The sequence below is a fragment of the Caballeronia sp. GAFFF1 genome, assembly GCF_023630705.1.
GTDB lineage: Bacteria > Pseudomonadota > Gammaproteobacteria > Burkholderiales > Burkholderiaceae > Caballeronia.
The window spans coordinates 124,757-140,115 of sequence record NZ_JALQEM010000025.1; the positions used below are offsets into that span (position 1 = coordinate 124,757).

Below are 15,359 nucleotides of genomic sequence, written 5' to 3' on the forward strand. Positions count from 1 at the left end.
GTTATTCGCCGATCGACTTGCCGTAGCCTTCGGCGTCGAGCAGCTTGTCGAGGCCCGCATCGCTCGCGGGCTTGATCTTGAAGAGCCAGCTTTCGTACGGCGCGCCGTTCACCTGATCCGGCGATGACGTCAGCGCGTCATTGGACGCGACGACTTCGCCCGAGACCGGTGCGTAGATGTCGGAGGCGGCCTTCACGGATTCGATGACCGCGATCGCGTCGCCCGCCGCGACGGACTTGCCCGCCGCCGGCAGTTCGACGAACACGATGTCGCCGAGCGCTTCCTGCGCGTGATCGGTAATGCCGACGGTCAGCGTGCCGTCGGACTCCGTGCGGACCCATTCGTGCGATTCGGTGTATTTCAGATCGGCCGGGATGCTCATTGGATGCTCCTTGCGTGGTTCGTTCGTGAGGTTCTGGGTCGGAGGGAACGGGCGCGACGGCGTTATGCCAGATCGACGAGCACCTTGCCGTTGCGCACGAACGGAAGTTTTACCACGCGCGCGGGAACTTGCTTGTCGCGGATGACGACCTGCACCGTATCGCCCGGCGCGACGGCCGTCGGCACGCGAGCGAACGCAATCGACTCCTGCATGGACGGCGAGAACGTGCCGCTCGTGATCTCGCCTTCGCCGTGCGGCGTCACGACCTTCTGATGCGCGCGCAGCACGCCGCCCGCACGACCGTTTTCCTTGATGAGCACGAGCCCGACGAAATTCGCCTTCGAGCCGTTCGCCTCCAGCGCCGCCCGGCCGACGAAATCGCGCGGAGTTTTCAGGTCGACGGTCCACGCGAGGCCCGCGTCGAGCGGCGACACCGTTTCGTCCATGTCCTGACCGTAGAGGTTCATGCCGGCTTCGAGCCGCAGCGTGTCCCGCGCGCCGAGGCCGGCGGGCTTCACGCCCGCGGCGAGCAGCGCGTTCCACAGCTTTTCGATGTTCGCGGCCGGCACGACGATCTCGAAGCCGTCCTCGCCGGTATAGCCGGTGCGCGCGAGCATCAGTTCGCCGTACTGCGTGGAGGGGAACATGACCGCGTTGAACGGCTTGATGGCTTCGGTTTCGGCCCGCGTATCGGGCAGCACGTTCCAGACCTTCTCGCGTGCGTTCGGCCCTTGCACCGCGATGATGCCGAGATCGCGGCGCGGCGTGATCGCGAGGTTGAAATTGCCGTCGGCGTTCAGCCTCCCGAACCACGCGATGTCCTTGTCCGCCGTGCTCGCATTCACGACCACGCGAAAGCGCTTCTCGGAGAAGTAATAGACGATGAGGTCGTCGATCACGCCGCCGTCGTCTTTCAGCAGGCACGAGTAGAGCGCCCTGCCGGGCGTCGTCAGCTTGTCGACGTTGTTCGCGATTGCGTGGCGGAAGAACGCGCGGACCGCGTCGCCTTCGAAATCGACAACGCGCATGTGCGACACGTCGAACATGCCGGCGTCCGTGCGCACGGCGCGATGCTCGTCGATCTGCGAACCGTAGTTGACGGGCATGTCCCAGCCGCCGAAATCGACCATGCGCGCGTTGAGCGCGAGGTGAGCGGCGTGCAAGGGCGTGTGTTGAAGTTCGGTCATCGGGGCCTCGGTTCGCGGAGCAAAAAAGGCCACGCAGCGCGTTCTCGCTGCGGATGGCCGCCTTGCTCGCCGCTCGATGCAGCCAAGACAAGACACCGACCCGCGATGCGGTTGCGATGCGTGACCCCTCTGTCCTCGGTACCTGAGAGATTGCGCGGATTCGCGAGCGTGTGCTGGCGGTCCATCGCGCGCCCCTTCGGTGGGCAACTGGCCTGATGCGTGCCGTTGCCGCTCTCCAGAGTGCGAGGAATATGTCCTCGACGCGGCCGGTCCTTTTGCCTGAGAGTTTGTGGGTGTGCCCCTTCGGCGGCGCGGCTCTCGCTTCCATGAAGCGGCCACGCGCTCTCCCGACGCGTGCGGCAGAATTTACGCGAGGGGAATGGGGTTGTCAAACGGATTCGGGGCGGGGCGATTGCCCGAAACGACCGGGCGTGATCGGCACGAATCGTTACGTTCGCGGCGCGGCCGTCACCTACACTCGGATGTTCGCCGACTCACTTTCGAATCGATCATGGCTTCAGTCACCATCAACGGCCGGACCGTCACCGGTAATGCAATTTCCATTCGCGGCAAGCAAGTGACCGTGGACGGCGAAGTCGTCAGCGGCGAGGACTCGCCGCGCATCACCATCGAAATTCACGGCGACGTCGAGCGGATCGAAGTCGAAAGCTGCGACAAGCTCACGGTGCACGGAAAGGCCGGGGCCGTATCGGTCGTGTCGGGCAACGTCTTGTGCGGCGATGTCGGCGGGTCGGTGCAGACGGTTTCGGGAAATGTCGCGTGCCGCGACGTCGGCGGGAATGTGAGCACGACGTCCGGCACCATCAACAGGCGCTGACACTCACCCTCGCACGAACTCCACTCTCCGCCCTTCCCGCTCGCTCTGCATCGCGAGCTCGATGACCGTCATCACATCGACGGCATCTTGCGGCGTCACCGGGAACGGCTTGCCCTCGATCACCGACGCCGCCAGCGCGCGATAGAACTCCACAAACGCGCCATCGCGCGTCGCGAACTGATGCCGCAGATCGTGATCGCCGTCCACTTCGCGCAAGAGGCCCGGCGGATTCTTGCCGAATTCGGGATTGCCCGGCCGCATGCCCGAGCGAAGCTGGTCTTCCTGCACGTCGAGGCCGGTTTTCACGTAGCTGCCGCGCGTGCCGTGAATCGAAAAGCGTGGCGGCTCCAGCGCCGCGAGCGCGCTCGCGTGCAGCACCACTTCCTTGTCCGCGTAACCGAGCACGAGATGCACGTAGTCCGGCGCGTGCGCGTGGTCGCGATGCGCCTTCACGAACGCCGTCACCGTCTGCGGCGCGCCGAACAGCGTGAGCGCCTGATCGATCAGATGCGGCCCCAGATCGAACAGCAGACCGCCGCCTCGCGCCGCTTCTTCGCGCCAACGCTGCGGCACTTTCGGGCGAAAACGGTCGAAATGCGATTCGTAATGCGTGATGCGCCCGAGCCGCCCGCTTTCGATCAGCGCGCGCACGGTCAGGAAATCGCCGTCCCAGCGGCGATTGTGGAAAGGCGCAAAGAGCAATCCGCGCTCGGCGGCGAGATCGGCGAGCGCGCGGGCATCGCGGGCGGAAAGCGTCACCGGCTTGTCGACGACCACATGCTTGCCCGCCGACAGCGCACGGTGCGCGAGGTCGAAGTGAGTGTCGTTCGGCGTGGCGATCACGACGCACGGAACGTCGGTGAGCGCGATGAGCGCATCGAAGTCGGCGACGACTCGCGCATCCGGATAATCGGCGAGCGCGCGCTCGGCCTGACTTGTCGCGATGGCGGCGACCTTCGCGCGGCCGCAATGCTCGATAACCGGCGCGTGGAATGTCGCGCCGGCGAGGCCATAGCCCATCAGGCCGACTTTCAGTGCTGAACTCATGGAAGGCATCATCCTGTCGTGAATCGGTCGGATATTGTGGCATGAGCCCGCGCCGCCAGAAGCGCCATCGGCCAGCGAACAGGGGCCAAAACCCGCCGCGTCCTATCGTGTTAACATCGCGCTCTCGAATTTGCCGTGCGATCAACGGGTTGCGCGGCGGTGTTCGCAGTTCAATCGGCGGCGCGGCTTGGCTTTCTGCGCCGCTCGCCTCACTCGCCAAAGTCCAGAACGATGTCCGCAGGTCTCAACGCCGCCCAAAGCGAAGCGGTGCGCTATCTCGATGGTCCCTGTCTCGTGCTCGCGGGCGCGGGCAGCGGCAAGACGCGCGTCATCACGCAAAAGATCGCGCACCTGATCGAAGGACGCGGCTTCGAGCCGAAGCACATTGCCGCGCTCACCTTCACGAACAAGGCCGCGCTCGAAATGCGCGAGCGTACCGCGAAGCTGCTCGAAGGCAAGACTCTAACGACGCCCGGCAAGGAAGGCCGCAAGGTGCCGGTCAATCAGTTGACCATCTGCACGTTTCACTCGCTCGGCGTGCAGATCATGCGGCAGGAGGCGGAACACGTCGGCCTGAAGCCGCAGTTTTCCATCATGGATGCCGACGACTGCTTCGGCATGGTTCAGGAGCAACTCGGCACCACGGACAAGGGTCTGATCCGCAAGATCCAGTCGATCATCTCGCTGTGGAAAAACGCGATGGTCTCGCCGGATCAGGCCGCCGTGCTCGCGAGCAACGAGGACGAGCATCAGGCGGCAATCGTTTATCGCAGCTACGCCGCGACGCTGCACGCGTATCAGGCGCTGGATTTCGACGATCTGATCCTGCGCCCCGCGCAACTCTTCGCGGAAAACGAACAGGTGCGCGAGAAGTGGCAAAACCGCCTGCGCTATCTGTTGATCGACGAATATCAGGACACGAACGCCTGCCAGTACGAACTGCTCAAGCTGCTCGCCGGGCCGCGCGCCGCGTTCACGGCGGTCGGCGACGACGATCAGGCCATCTACGGCTGGCGCGGCGCGACGCTCGAAAACCTCGCGCAATTGAGCAAGGATTTTCCGAAGCTGCATGTGGTGAAGCTGGAGCAGAACTATCGCTCGACGGTGCGTATTCTCACGGCGGCGAACAACGTCATCGCGAACAATCCGAAGCTGTTTGAAAAGAAACTGTGGTCCGAGCACGGCATGGGCGACACCATCACCGTGACCGGCTGCAACGACGAAGAGCACGAAGCCGAGTCCGTCGTGTTTCGTCTTTCGGCGCACAAGTTCGAGCGGCGCGCGGCGTTTCGCGATTACGCGATTCTGTATCGCGGAAACTTTCAGGCGCGCATTTTCGAGCAAGTGCTGCGGCGGGAGCGCATTCCGTATGTGCTCTCGGGCGGACAGTCGTTTTTCGACCGCGCGGAGATCAAGGATCTGATCGCGTATCTGCGTCTGATTGCGAATCCCGATGACGATCCCGCGTTCATCCGCGCGATCACGACGCCCCGGCGCGGCGTCGGCAACACGACGCTGGAGGCGCTCGGCGCGTTCGCGGGCGCGGCGAAGGTGTCGCTCTTCGAAGCGGTGTTCATGGGCGGCATCGAGGCGCGGCTGTCGGCGCGGCAAGTCGAGCCGTTGCGCACGTTCTGCGAGTGGATTCGCCGCCTCTCGGACCGCGCGGGGCGCGATCCGGCGACCGAAGTGCTCGACGACATGATGGAAGCGATCCACTACGAAGCGTATCTCTACGATGCCTTCGACGAGCGGCAAGCGCAGTCCAAGTGGCAGAACGTGCTGGAGTTTCTCGAATGGCTGAAGCGCAAGGGCACGAAGCCTGCGGCATCGCCCGAAGCGGAGCAAACCGGTTACGACACCGCCGACGGTCTCGCCGACGAAGGCAAGAACCTGCTTGGGCTGATCCAGACTGTCGCGCTGATGTCGATGCTCGAAGGCAAGGACGAAGACCCCGACGCCGTGCGGCTCTCGACGGTACATGCGTCGAAGGGACTCGAATATCCGCACGTGTTTCTGGTCGGCGTCGAGGAAGGCATCATGCCGCACCGCGGCGGGTCCGACGACGACGCGCCGATCGACGACGCGCGCATCGAGGAAGAGCGCCGGCTCATGTATGTGGCGATCACGCGGGCGCAGCGCAGCTTGCATCTGAACTGGTGCAAGAAGCGAAAGCGCGCGCGGGAGACAGTGGTGTGCGAGCCGTCGCGCTTCATCCCCGAGATGCTGCTCGACGACGCCCCGCCCCCGACGCCCGAAGAAGCGCCGCTCTCGCCGAAGGATCGCATGGCGATGTTGAAAGCGATGTTGCAGAAGAACTGACGCTTCTGCGTTCCCGCGTTACTTCGCCGCGTTCACCATGTAATCGACGGCGGCTTTCACGTCCGCATCCGACGCGTTGGATCCGCCCTTCGGCGGCATGGCGCCCTTGCCGTGCAGCGCGTAGTTGTAGACGGTCTCCATCGGGTCCTTGAGACGCGGCGCCCACGCCGCCTTGTCGCCGAATTTCGGCGCGTTGAGCACGCCCGCCGCGTGACACGCCTGGCAGACCTGCTCGTAGAGCGCCTTGCCGGCCTGAGACGCATCGGCGCTTTGCGCGGCCGCCGCCGGAGCCGATGCCGTCTGCGGCACCGACGCAAGTGCCGCGACGGCGGCTGCGGCCTGCGCGTTTTCCGTCGAGCTTGCACCGGCTGTGCCGGAAGCCGCCGCCGGCGCCGAAGCCGACGAAGGCGCAGATGCCGAAGCCGCAGCGCCCGGCGCGGGCTGCGCCGGCTCGGCGAACTTCGCGCCGCCGTTGTTCGCCATGTAGACGACGGCGCGCGCAATCTCGAAATCGCTGTAATCGTCGGGGCTGGTGCCGCCGCGCGGGGGCATCGCGCCCTTGCCGGCCAGCGCGTTATGGACGAGCGTGTCGTAGCCTTCGCCGATGCGCGGCGCCCATGCGCCCGCATCGCCGAACTTGGGCGCGCCGGCCGTGCCAGTGGCGTGACACGTCGAGCACACGGCCTTGAAGACTTCCTCGCCGGTTTTGTAGACGCGCGGCGCGTTGGCGTCCCTGACGTTCACTTGCGCCGCCGGCGCGATTCTTTGTTCGACGGAGGCGTCGAGATTGGTGCCGGCGCCGGTGCGCGTCGTATTGTCGACGTAGACCGCGAGCAGAACGATGATGGCGACGGGAATGCCGAACCCCGCGATGACCGCCGCGATGAGTTGGCCGGGTGTCTTGATCGGGGCTCCGTGGGGGGCTTCGCTCATGCTTGTCTCGTCTCCCGTTTTTTTAGGTGAGTCGGTTCAGTGACAGCGTGACAGCTACCGCGCTTGACGCCCTGCGTCGCCGAGGGCACGGTCGATTATAGACGGAACGCTTACCGGAAGGCGCGGGGCGGCGGGTGCCGTGGCGCGGGCGTTTACCCGAATCGTGTGATGCTTCGCAGGCGGCGTCGAACCCCGCGCGATGGACGGACTCGCGGAAAACAGGTATCCTCTCGGATTCGCATGGGCCTTGCAGCCGTCTTCCGGCACCCGCACGCAAGGCTTTCCGCCGAAGCGCCCGTAGCTCAATGGATAGAGTACTGCCCTCCGAAGGCAGGGGTTGCTGGTTCGATCCCAGCCGGGCGCGCCAAGTCGCACATCTGTCGCTTCGTCGTCATCCCCCACGAAACTCAAGCCTCGCACCTGCTTTGCCGTTAACCCTACGGCCGACCGCGCCCATCACAAGCGCGTCGAACAAACAAAAACAAAATCCAGGGGTTCACATGCAGCAGGCCCACTACCCGCCACGCTGGCCTCATGCGTTCGCATGGGCGGCGCTTCGGCATCCCGAACGCGAACAAGCCACGCTGCGCGTCGTGCTGGGCGCCGCGGTCCTGCTGGCCTACGCGTGCTACGCGTGGCTCGTCCCTTCGCGCGATGCGTCGCTGGTCGCGCAAATCGTCGCGCTCTATGTGTTCTACGGCGCGGTCACGCTGCTCATCGTCACCCGGATGGCGTCGCCATCGAAAAAGCGGCTCGTCGTCACGACCATCGCCGATCAGGCGCTCGTCGGCGCCGCGCTCGCCGGAGGCGGCGAAACGGCATTGCCGCTCTTGTGGGTGATCTTCTGGTTTCTGATCGGCTCGGGCTGCCGCTACGGCAAGCGCACGCTCGCCGTCTCCTGCGCCACCGCGATGACCGTGATCGGCGCGCTCGCGCTCTGGCAGCCGTGGTGGAACGCGAACCCGTCCGCCGCGCTCGGGGTCGCGTTCAGCGTGCTCGCGGCTTCGGTGTATCTGACCGTGCTCGTCGATCGTCTCGGCAACGCCAATCGCGATCTCGCGCGCCAGGCATCGACCGATCCGCTCACGGGTCTCGCCAATCGCTACGCGCTGGAACACATCGTCAATCGCACGATGTCCGACGCAACGCAGGACACCGTTCTGCTTCTGATCGACCTCGACGGTTTCAAGGAAGTCAACGATACCTACGGCCACGCGGTCGGCGACCTGCTATTGCAGCAGTTCGCCAACGTGCTCGCCCGCCGCATGTCCAATAGCGACACCGTGGCGCGCCTCGGCGGCGACGAGTTCGTGGTGCTTGCGCATCAGGCGCAGAGCCGCACGGCCGTCCTCGCAATCACCGAAGGCATTCACGCGGCGCTCGCGTCGATCACGTCGGTGGAAGGGCGGCCGGTTTCCGTCTCGGCGAGCATCGGCGCGTGCATGTTGTCCAGCGCCGCTGACACGCGCCACGCCGACATCCACGCCGTCCTGCGCGCCGCCGACCGCGCGATGTATCGCGCGAAAAGTCTCGGCATCGGCAAAACGGTGTTCGCCGAAGCGCGAGACTTCGAAGCCGGCTAGCGCATTACGCCTCAACGCTTGTCCACGACTGCTCGCGCAGCTTGGCGCGCAAACGGGCGACCGCCTGGCTGTGCAGCTGACAGACGCGCGATTCGCTCACTTCCATCACCGCGCCGATTTCGCGCAGGTTCAGGCCGCGTTCGTAGTAGAGGCTCATCAGCAGCTTTTCGCGTTCCGGCAGCTTGTCGATGGCTTCGATCAACGCGCCGCGCAGGCTGTCGTCGAGCAGCGCGGACAGCGGGTCCGAGCGGTCGACGCAATAGCGGTCGAGGAACGGCTCGTCGTCGGCGGAGCGGTCGAAGTCTTCGTAGTAGATCAGCTGGCTGCCGTGCAGGTCTTGCAGCATCGACTGATATTCGTCGAGCGGCATTTTCATGTGCTCGGCGATTTCCACTTCGCTCGCGGCGCGGCCAAGGTTCTGCTCGACCTTGTGCACCGCCGATTCCACTTCGCGCGACGTCTTGCGCATGCTGCGCGGCAGCCAGTCGTTCGCGCGCAGTTCGTCGAGCATCGCGCCGCGAATGCGCTGGCTCGCATAAGTTTCGAATTGCGCGCCCTGATCTTCCTTGTAGCGGCTCGCCGCATCCAGAAGACCGATCATGCCGGCCTGAATCAGGTCGTCGAGATCGACGCTCGCCGGCATTTTGGCGACGAGCTGAAGTCCCAGCCGACGAACGAGCGGCGCATATTTAGTCAGGACGTCCGACTGTGAGAGTTTGCCTTGGGCGTTGTACATCTGAGTCACCTTAATCTTGATCACATCGACGCCGTACTGGTCAATGCATGACTGGAAAACATCGACGCCATGCGCCCCGTCTCCCGTCCGCCCTTGTCAGCCTCGCCAACCGAAAACCGCGCGTCATTCCGGACCTGCGTCTCGCCCCCAGACGGAGCGGGACGCATCGGCCAATGCAGAAGCTCCGCCGCGATCTGCCGGTAGTCGCGCGCCGCGGCTGTCGCCGGGAACGCTTCCACCACGCAGCGCGAGAGCTCCTTCGCCCGAGTGACGCGCGCATCCTCGGACACATACCCTGCCTGCACGAGCGACACGGCCAGATACCGGCTCGCGACGCCCGACAGGTTGTCGAACGCGACCGCCGCGTCGGCCGGGTTCTGCACGTGATTGACGAGCACGCGGAACTGGCCGATCGCATGGGCGTAGTGCAGACGCTTGATGCACGCGTACGCCTCGGTGATCGCGGACGCGGCCACCCGCGTCACGATGAGAAAGTCATGCGCCTGCGCCGCGAGCGACGAGAGCGCGCCGTATCGATCGAACTGCGCGTCGATCAGCACGATGTCCGCCTGACCGTCGAGCAGCGCGCGGCACTGCGCGGCGTCGTGGCTGATGCGCTCGTCGCGTGGCGCGGCGATCAGCGAGAAGCCGAACGGCGTGCGCGTCACCGCGTCCTGAAGCGCCTCGCGGCCCGACATCACCGCGGCGAGCGCCCCTGCGCCTGACGTACCGGCGAGGCGCGCAGCGGATGCCGCGTTCGCCCGCTCGTCGATCACGAGCACGTCCTTGCCATGCGCGGACAGCGCCGCGCCCAGATTCACGACCGCCGACGTGCAGCCGATGCCCGCCGGCCCGCCCGCCACCGCCACCACGCGGGAACCGGCTCGCGTGAGCAGCCTTCTCAGGCCTTCGGCCTGATCGAGCACGAACTTATCCAAAGCGGACCTCATGCAGTTCGGTGGTGGCGCGCGCGGACAATGCGGAAAGCAGTGCCGGCACCTCGTCGTCCTGCGGCACGAAGGGCGAGCCTTCGCGCGGAATGCAGAACGCGCTCTTGATCAGAAAACGCTTGGTCGCGACGTACAGGTTCTCCGGCACCTTCTGCCCGGTCGAAACGTAATGCACCGGCAGCTTGTAGCGGATGACGGTGTCGAGCACGCCGCCGAGATTGGTCGCTTCGTCGAGCTTGGTCAGGATGCAGCCCGCGAGCGGCGGCTGGTCGGCCGCGCTCTTGTAGGCCTGCACCACTTCGTTGAGCGTGTCGCCGTGGCTCGTCGCGTTGAGCAGCAACAGACGCTGCACCGGATGACCCGCGCCGCAGAGCATCGAAATCTGGTCGGACACCATGCGATCGCGCTGGCTCATGCCGATGGTGTCGATCAGCACGATGTGCTTGTTGCGCAGTTCCGAGAGCGCGAGTTGCAGGTCGGCGGCGTCTTTCACCGCGTGGACCGAGACGCCCAGAATCTTGCCGAAGATGCGCAGTTGCTCATGCGCGCCGATCCGGTAGCTGTCGGTGGTGAGCAGCGCGACCTTGCTTGCGCCGAAGCGCATCACGCAGCGCGCGGCGAGCTTGGCCGTCGTCGTGGTCTTGCCGACGCCCGTCGGGCCCATCAGCGCGAACACGCCGCCGCGTTCCATCAGCGCGTCTTCGCTCGCCATGACCGGCAGATTCGATTCGAGCACCTGCTGCACCCATTCCATCGCGTGCTCGGCGCTTTCCATCTCGGGCATGTTGTCCACGACCATGCGCACGAGTTGCGCGGAGAACCCGGCCGCGAACAGGCGCTTGGTGAGGCCGGCGTTGCCCGGGCTGCGGCGCTGGCGCTCGCCCCACAGCAGACCGGAGAAGTGCTCTTCCATCATCTCGCGCATCGACGAGAGCTCGTGCATCACCGTTTCGTTGACGACTTGCTCCATGCGGGCGCGGATCGCGTCGGTCACGACGGCGGCCGCGTTCGCGGGCAGGCCGTCGAGCGCATTGTCGGGCGAGCCTTCCGCTTGCGGCGCGCCCGCGTTGATCTTATGGGCGGCGCGGCGCGCGGCGACTTGCGCGGCTTCGCGCGCCCAGTCGGGCGTGTCGATCTTCGGCTGCGCGGGCTGGCGCATCGCGTAGTTGCCCGGCTCGGGCTTGTCGGCGAGCTTGTCGCCGCGCTTGTCGGCGGCTTTCGGTGCGGATGCCTTCGGCGGCACCGGCACGCCGAGACCTCGCGCAATCGCGGCCGATGCCGAAAGCGGACGATTCGACGGCATCGCGGCCTGCTCGGCGATGCGTCGCGCGTGCTCGATCAACCACGGGTTCGATTCGGCCATCGTGCGCGGCGCTTCGTCGCCAAAGGCGTCGCGCGGGGCGTCGTGGTGGTCGAGGTCATCTGTATCGGCTTCGGGATTCGCGCCGAAGACCGACGAGAACACGTCGCCGCTCGCGTAAGGATTCGCGGCGGCCGGTTGCTTTGCGGCCACGGCGGCTGCGGCTTGGGCGAGCGCGGCGCGCGGCGTGGCGCTCGGGAATGCGGCCGGCGCCTGTTCGTGCGCGGCCGGCGAAATGGATGCGATGTCGCGATCCGCCACGCCCACGATCTCCACGGAACCGTCGTCCAGCGTGCGATTCGACAACACGACGGCATCGGGGCCGAGCGCTTCACGAACCTGGCGCAGAGCGTCGCGGCTGTTCGCGCCAATGAATTTACGAATGTTCAAACTTGCCCCCGATGAGGTATGAGACTGCGATCTTTGCGAGGCGGGCGCTGCCGGATGTTTTGTGGCGTCCGCTTTTCAGTGAAGCCATTATTGCGAAGATGCCCTTCGGCCTATTGCGGGATAAAGGGTGAGAAACAGGGGTATTTCGACTGATGGACGACGCCCGCACGTCTCCGCGCCCCCAAGCCGGGAAAAGATTCCGCTCACCAGCGGGCAACGGGCCGCGCGGCGGCGTAAGCTCTAGGGCTCAACGCCCAATGCCCGGCTTCTGCCGGAACACAACAGGAGACTTGACCGCATGACCTCCGACGCTTCCCCTGCTCTTTCCCGCCAGACCACCGGCGCGCGTCTTGTCGTGGATGCGCTCGCGCATCACGGCGTCGAGCGTGTCTTTTGCGTGCCGGGCGAGAGCTTTCTCGCCGTCCTCGATTCACTGCACGACGAGACTGCGCAGATCCAGACCATCGTCTGCCGCCACGAGGCGGGCGCGGCGAACATGGCGGAAGCGGTCGGCAAGCTGACCGGGCGGCCGGGCGTCGCCATCGTGACGCGCGGGCCGGGCGCGACGCACGCGTCCATCGGCGTGCACACCGCGTATCAGGACTCGACGCCGATGATCCTGCTCATCGGCCAATGCGCGCGTGACCATATGGATCGCGAGGCGTTTCAGGAGATCGACTACCGCCGCATGTTCGGGCAGATGGCGAAGTGGGTCGCGCAGATCGACGATCCGCGCCGCGTGCCGGAATACATGAGTCACGCGTTTCATGTGGCGACGGCGGGGCGGCCCGGACCGGTCGTGCTCGCTCTGCCCGAGGACATGCTGACCGAGGCGTGCGAAGCCGTGCCGCCCGCGCCGCATTACCAGCGCGTCGCGGCGTCGCCTGCGCCCGCGCAGATGGAGCGGCTGCGCGATCTGCTGGCGAATGCGAAGAAGCCGTTTGTGATCGCGGGCGGCAGCGGCTGGACCGAAGCGGCGACGCAGGATTTCGCCCGCTTTATCGAGCGATGGCAACTGCCGGCGGGCTGCGCGTTCCGCTTCCAGGACACGCTGAACAACGAGCACCCGAACTACGCGGGCGATGTGGGCCTCGGCATCAATCCGGCGCTGGCGGCCCAAGTGCGCGACGCCGATGTGCTCTTCGTGCTCGGCCCGCGCATGGGCGAATCGACGACGGGCGGCTATACATTGCTCGACATCCCGAAGACGAAGCAGACGCTCATCCACGTTCATCAGGGCGCGGAGGAACTGGGGCGCGTGTATAGCGCCGACTTGCCGATCGTTTCGGGCATGCCGGAGATCGCGTCGCTCCTGGCTTTATTGGAACCGCCTGCCGAGGTTCCTTGGGCCGGAAGCGCCGAAGCCGCGCACGCCGCGTATCTCGACTGGCGCAAGCCGCGCCCGATGCTCGGCGACGTCCAGTTGGGCGAAATCATGCGTACGCTGTCGGAGCGTCTGCCCGCCGATGCGATTCTCACGAACGGCGCGGGGAATTATGCGACGTGGCTGCATCGGCACTACGCGTACCGGCACTTTCGCTCGCAGGTCGCTCCGACGAGCGGCGCGATGGGCTACGGCGTGCCTGCCGCGATCGCGGCGAAGTCGCTCTATCCGGAGCGCACGGTGATCGCCTTTGCGGGCGACGGCTGCTTCATGATGGCGAGCCATGAGATCGCGACGGCCATGCAATACGGGCTGGCGGTCATTTTCGTCGTGGTGAACAACGCGCAGTACGGCACGATCCGCATGCATCAGGAGCGGCACTATCCGCATCGCGTGCATGGCACCGGGCTGACGAATCCGGATTTCGTCGCGTATGCGCGGGCGTTCGGCGCGCACGGGGAGCGTGTCGAGGCAACCGATCAGTTCATGCCGGCGTTCGAGCGCGCGGTGAGTTCGGGGCTGCCTGCGGTCATCGAGATTCGCATTCCGCAGGATCAGAGCACGCCCGGGGCGACGCTGGAGCAGGTGCGGAAGCAGGGGAGGAAGTGAGATCTGGCTTCTTGGCTGGCTGCGTCAAGTGAAGCCGCCCCAAGCGTCGGGCATTGCACCGGCTCTTGGGGAGAATTGAGGTAAGACGGCTGATGAGACTTCTAAAGCTAATACGGAAGGCGCACCTCCCGCAGACGAAGACGGATTTTTGCTGGAAATAAAGTGAAGCGCGCGCTACTTTATGCCGGACTGTTGGTCTGTGGCGCGCTCGTCGCCGGTATAACCCGCTTGTATGTCGCGCTGCCGGATTCGAACAGACCCTGCGGCGATGAATGCGGTGGTCGAGCGTTGGCGACGGCACTTGAAAGCGCGGTAGGCGGAGCACTCATATGCCTGTTCGCGGGAATTTACCTGACGCGCCGTCGACGACGTGATCGAGTCTAGGAAGTCGATGCGCTCTAGCCAAGACAAACGGCCCGGCGTGCATTACGCACGCCGGGCCGTCCGAATGATGCCTGAGCTACTTACAGGGCTTACTTCCCGCCCACGCTCTGCAACGTCGTCCACTTCCCGCCGACGACCTTATACAGCGTGATCCCGCCGTTCTTCAGATCGCCCTTCGCGTCGTACGCGAGGTGGTTCGTCGTCACGCCTTGCATGTCGGTCTTCGCCAGCACCGGCAGATACTTCGCCGGGTCCGTCGAATTGGCTGCCTTCATCGCGGTGAACATGGCCATCGCGCCGTCGTATGCGTACGGCGAGTATGTCTGCACGTCTTCGTTGAAGCGCTTCTTGTACTTCGCTTCGTACGCCGCGCCGCCCGGCATTTCGTTCATCGGCAGGCCGGCGAGCGATGCCACCGTGCCGTCCGCCGCGTCGCCCGCAATCTTGATGAACGTGTCGGTCTTTACCATTTCGCCCGCCATCAGCGGCGCGCGGAAGCCGAGCGTCTTCATCTGCTTGACCATCGGGGCAGCCTGCGAATCCGCGCCGCCGTAGTACACGAGGTCCGGATTCATCGACTTGATCTTGGTCAGAATCGCCTTGAAGTCGACAGCCTTGTCGTTCGTGAATTCGCGATCGACGATCGTGCCGCCCGCCGCCTTCGCCGCCTTCTCGAACTGGTCGGCAAGACCCTGGCCGTATGCCGTGCGGTCATCGACGATGGCAATCTTCTTGACCTTCAGGTTCTTCACTGCGAATTCACCCGCGACCGATCCTTGCTGCGTGTCGGAGGTCATCATGCGGAACGCGGTCTTGAAACCCTGCGTCGTGTATTCCGGCGCGGTGGCCATCGCGATTTCGGGAATGCCGGCGTTCGCGTAGATGCGCGATGCCGGAATGGTCGTGCCCGAGTTGAAGTGGCCGAGCATGCCCTTGATGCCGTCATCCACGAGCTTTTGCGCGACGGTCGTGCCCGTGCGCGGGTCGGCCTGGTCGTCCGCCGAATCCAGCACGATGCGAACCGGCTTGCCGCCGATCACCGGCTTCGTCGCGTTGAACTCCTCGACCGCGAGCGTGATGCCGTTCTGGAAGTCCTTGCCGTAGTGGGCTTGCGCGCCGGTCATCGGGCCGGCGAAGCCGACCTTCACGTCGTCTGCCTGCTGTGCGAATGCGGTCCCCGCGAACGACAGGCCGGCGAGCGTCATGGCTGCTGCCAGCTTGGTCATCGTGTGCTTCATAGCTTCTCCTAATACCTGT

At 65.3% G+C, this 15,359-nt stretch carries 12 protein-coding genes, 1 tRNA gene and 2 riboswitches; of the genes, 5 read left to right on the forward strand and 8 right to left on the reverse strand.

Annotated features, from left to right (window positions below; all coding sequences use genetic code 11):
* Nucleotide 1 precedes the first annotated feature (1 nt).
* Nucleotides 2-382 carry a glycine cleavage system protein GcvH gene (gene gcvH / locus NCR37_RS13085; protein ID WP_250473343.1) on the reverse strand — a complete coding sequence of 127 codons (381 nt, stop codon included), beginning with the start codon at nt 380-382 and terminating at the stop codon, nt 2-4.
* A 62-nt stretch (nt 383-444) separates the two neighbouring features.
* A complete protein-coding gene (gcvT, locus tag NCR37_RS13090) occupies nt 445-1,569 on the reverse strand; it encodes a glycine cleavage system aminomethyltransferase GcvT (RefSeq protein WP_250473344.1) in 1,125 nt (374 codons plus the stop codon).
* 119 nt (nt 1,570-1,688) lie between these two features.
* Nucleotides 1,689-1,818, reverse strand: a riboswitch (glycine riboswitch).
* Nucleotides 1,819-1,825: 7 nt separating this feature from the next.
* A riboswitch (glycine riboswitch) is annotated at nt 1,826-1,929 on the reverse strand.
* A gap of 151 nt (nt 1,930-2,080) precedes the next feature.
* On the opposite strand from gcvT, the gene NCR37_RS13095 reads away from it, so the two are divergent.
* A complete protein-coding gene (locus NCR37_RS13095) occupies nt 2,081-2,407 on the forward strand; it encodes a hypothetical protein (protein ID WP_250473345.1) in 327 nt (108 codons plus the stop codon).
* 3 nt (nt 2,408-2,410) lie between these two features.
* Here the strand turns inward: NCR37_RS13095 and NCR37_RS13100 are convergent, their stop codons facing one another.
* A complete protein-coding gene (locus NCR37_RS13100; RefSeq protein WP_250473346.1) occupies nt 2,411-3,454 on the reverse strand; it encodes an oxidoreductase in 1,044 nt (347 codons plus the stop codon).
* A gap of 231 nt (nt 3,455-3,685) precedes the next feature.
* On the opposite strand from NCR37_RS13100, the gene NCR37_RS13105 reads away from it, so the two are divergent.
* Entirely contained in the window at nt 3,686-5,773 is a 2,088-nt protein-coding gene (locus NCR37_RS13105; RefSeq protein ID WP_250473347.1) for a UvrD-helicase domain-containing protein, read from the forward strand.
* A gap of 18 nt (nt 5,774-5,791) precedes the next feature.
* Here NCR37_RS13105 and NCR37_RS13110 read toward each other — a convergent pair whose 3' ends face one another.
* Complete coding sequence (locus NCR37_RS13110) at nt 5,792-6,706, reverse strand: c-type cytochrome (protein WP_250473348.1); 915 nt, start codon at nt 6,704-6,706, stop codon at nt 5,792-5,794.
* A 291-nt stretch (nt 6,707-6,997) separates the two neighbouring features.
* On the opposite strand from NCR37_RS13110, the gene NCR37_RS13115 reads away from it, so the two are divergent.
* Both NCR37_RS13115 and NCR37_RS13120 read left to right on the forward strand, forming a co-directional pair.
* A tRNA-Arg gene (locus tag NCR37_RS13115) sits at nt 6,998-7,073 on the forward strand.
* 133 nt (nt 7,074-7,206) lie between these two features.
* A complete protein-coding gene (locus NCR37_RS13120) occupies nt 7,207-8,289 on the forward strand; it encodes a GGDEF domain-containing protein (RefSeq protein WP_250473349.1) in 1,083 nt (360 codons plus the stop codon).
* 4 nt (nt 8,290-8,293) lie between these two features.
* Here NCR37_RS13120 and NCR37_RS13125 read toward each other — a convergent pair whose 3' ends face one another.
* From NCR37_RS13125 to flhF, 3 genes are read right to left on the reverse strand one after another with little or no spacing between them, the layout of a single operon-like run.
* Nucleotides 8,294-9,025: an RNA polymerase sigma factor FliA gene (locus NCR37_RS13125; RefSeq protein ID WP_175938629.1), complete on the reverse strand. Its 732-nt coding sequence runs from the start codon at nt 9,023-9,025 to the stop codon at nt 8,294-8,296.
* 20 nt (nt 9,026-9,045) lie between these two features.
* Nucleotides 9,046-9,963 (reverse strand): MinD/ParA family ATP-binding protein, encoded by a 918-nt coding sequence (locus NCR37_RS13130; protein ID WP_250473424.1) that lies wholly within the window; start codon nt 9,961-9,963, stop codon nt 9,046-9,048.
* Nucleotides 9,956-11,725 carry a flagellar biosynthesis GTPase FlhF gene (gene flhF, locus NCR37_RS13135; protein WP_250473350.1) on the reverse strand — a complete coding sequence of 590 codons (1,770 nt, stop codon included), beginning with the start codon at nt 11,723-11,725 and terminating at the stop codon, nt 9,956-9,958. Before flhF ends, NCR37_RS13130 begins: the two co-directional genes overlap by 8 nt.
* Nucleotides 11,726-12,023: 298 nt before the next feature.
* Between flhF and NCR37_RS13140 the strand changes: the two genes are divergently transcribed.
* Nucleotides 12,024-13,718, forward strand: a complete 1,695-nt coding sequence (locus NCR37_RS13140) for a thiamine pyrophosphate-binding protein (RefSeq protein WP_250473351.1) — start codon at nt 12,024-12,026, stop codon at nt 13,716-13,718.
* Nucleotides 13,719-14,191: 473 nt separating this feature from the next.
* Here NCR37_RS13140 and NCR37_RS13145 read toward each other — a convergent pair whose 3' ends face one another.
* Nucleotides 14,192-15,340: a branched-chain amino acid ABC transporter substrate-binding protein gene (locus NCR37_RS13145; protein WP_248320737.1), complete on the reverse strand. Its 1,149-nt coding sequence runs from the start codon at nt 15,338-15,340 to the stop codon at nt 14,192-14,194.
* Nucleotides 15,341-15,359 lie beyond the last annotated feature (19 nt).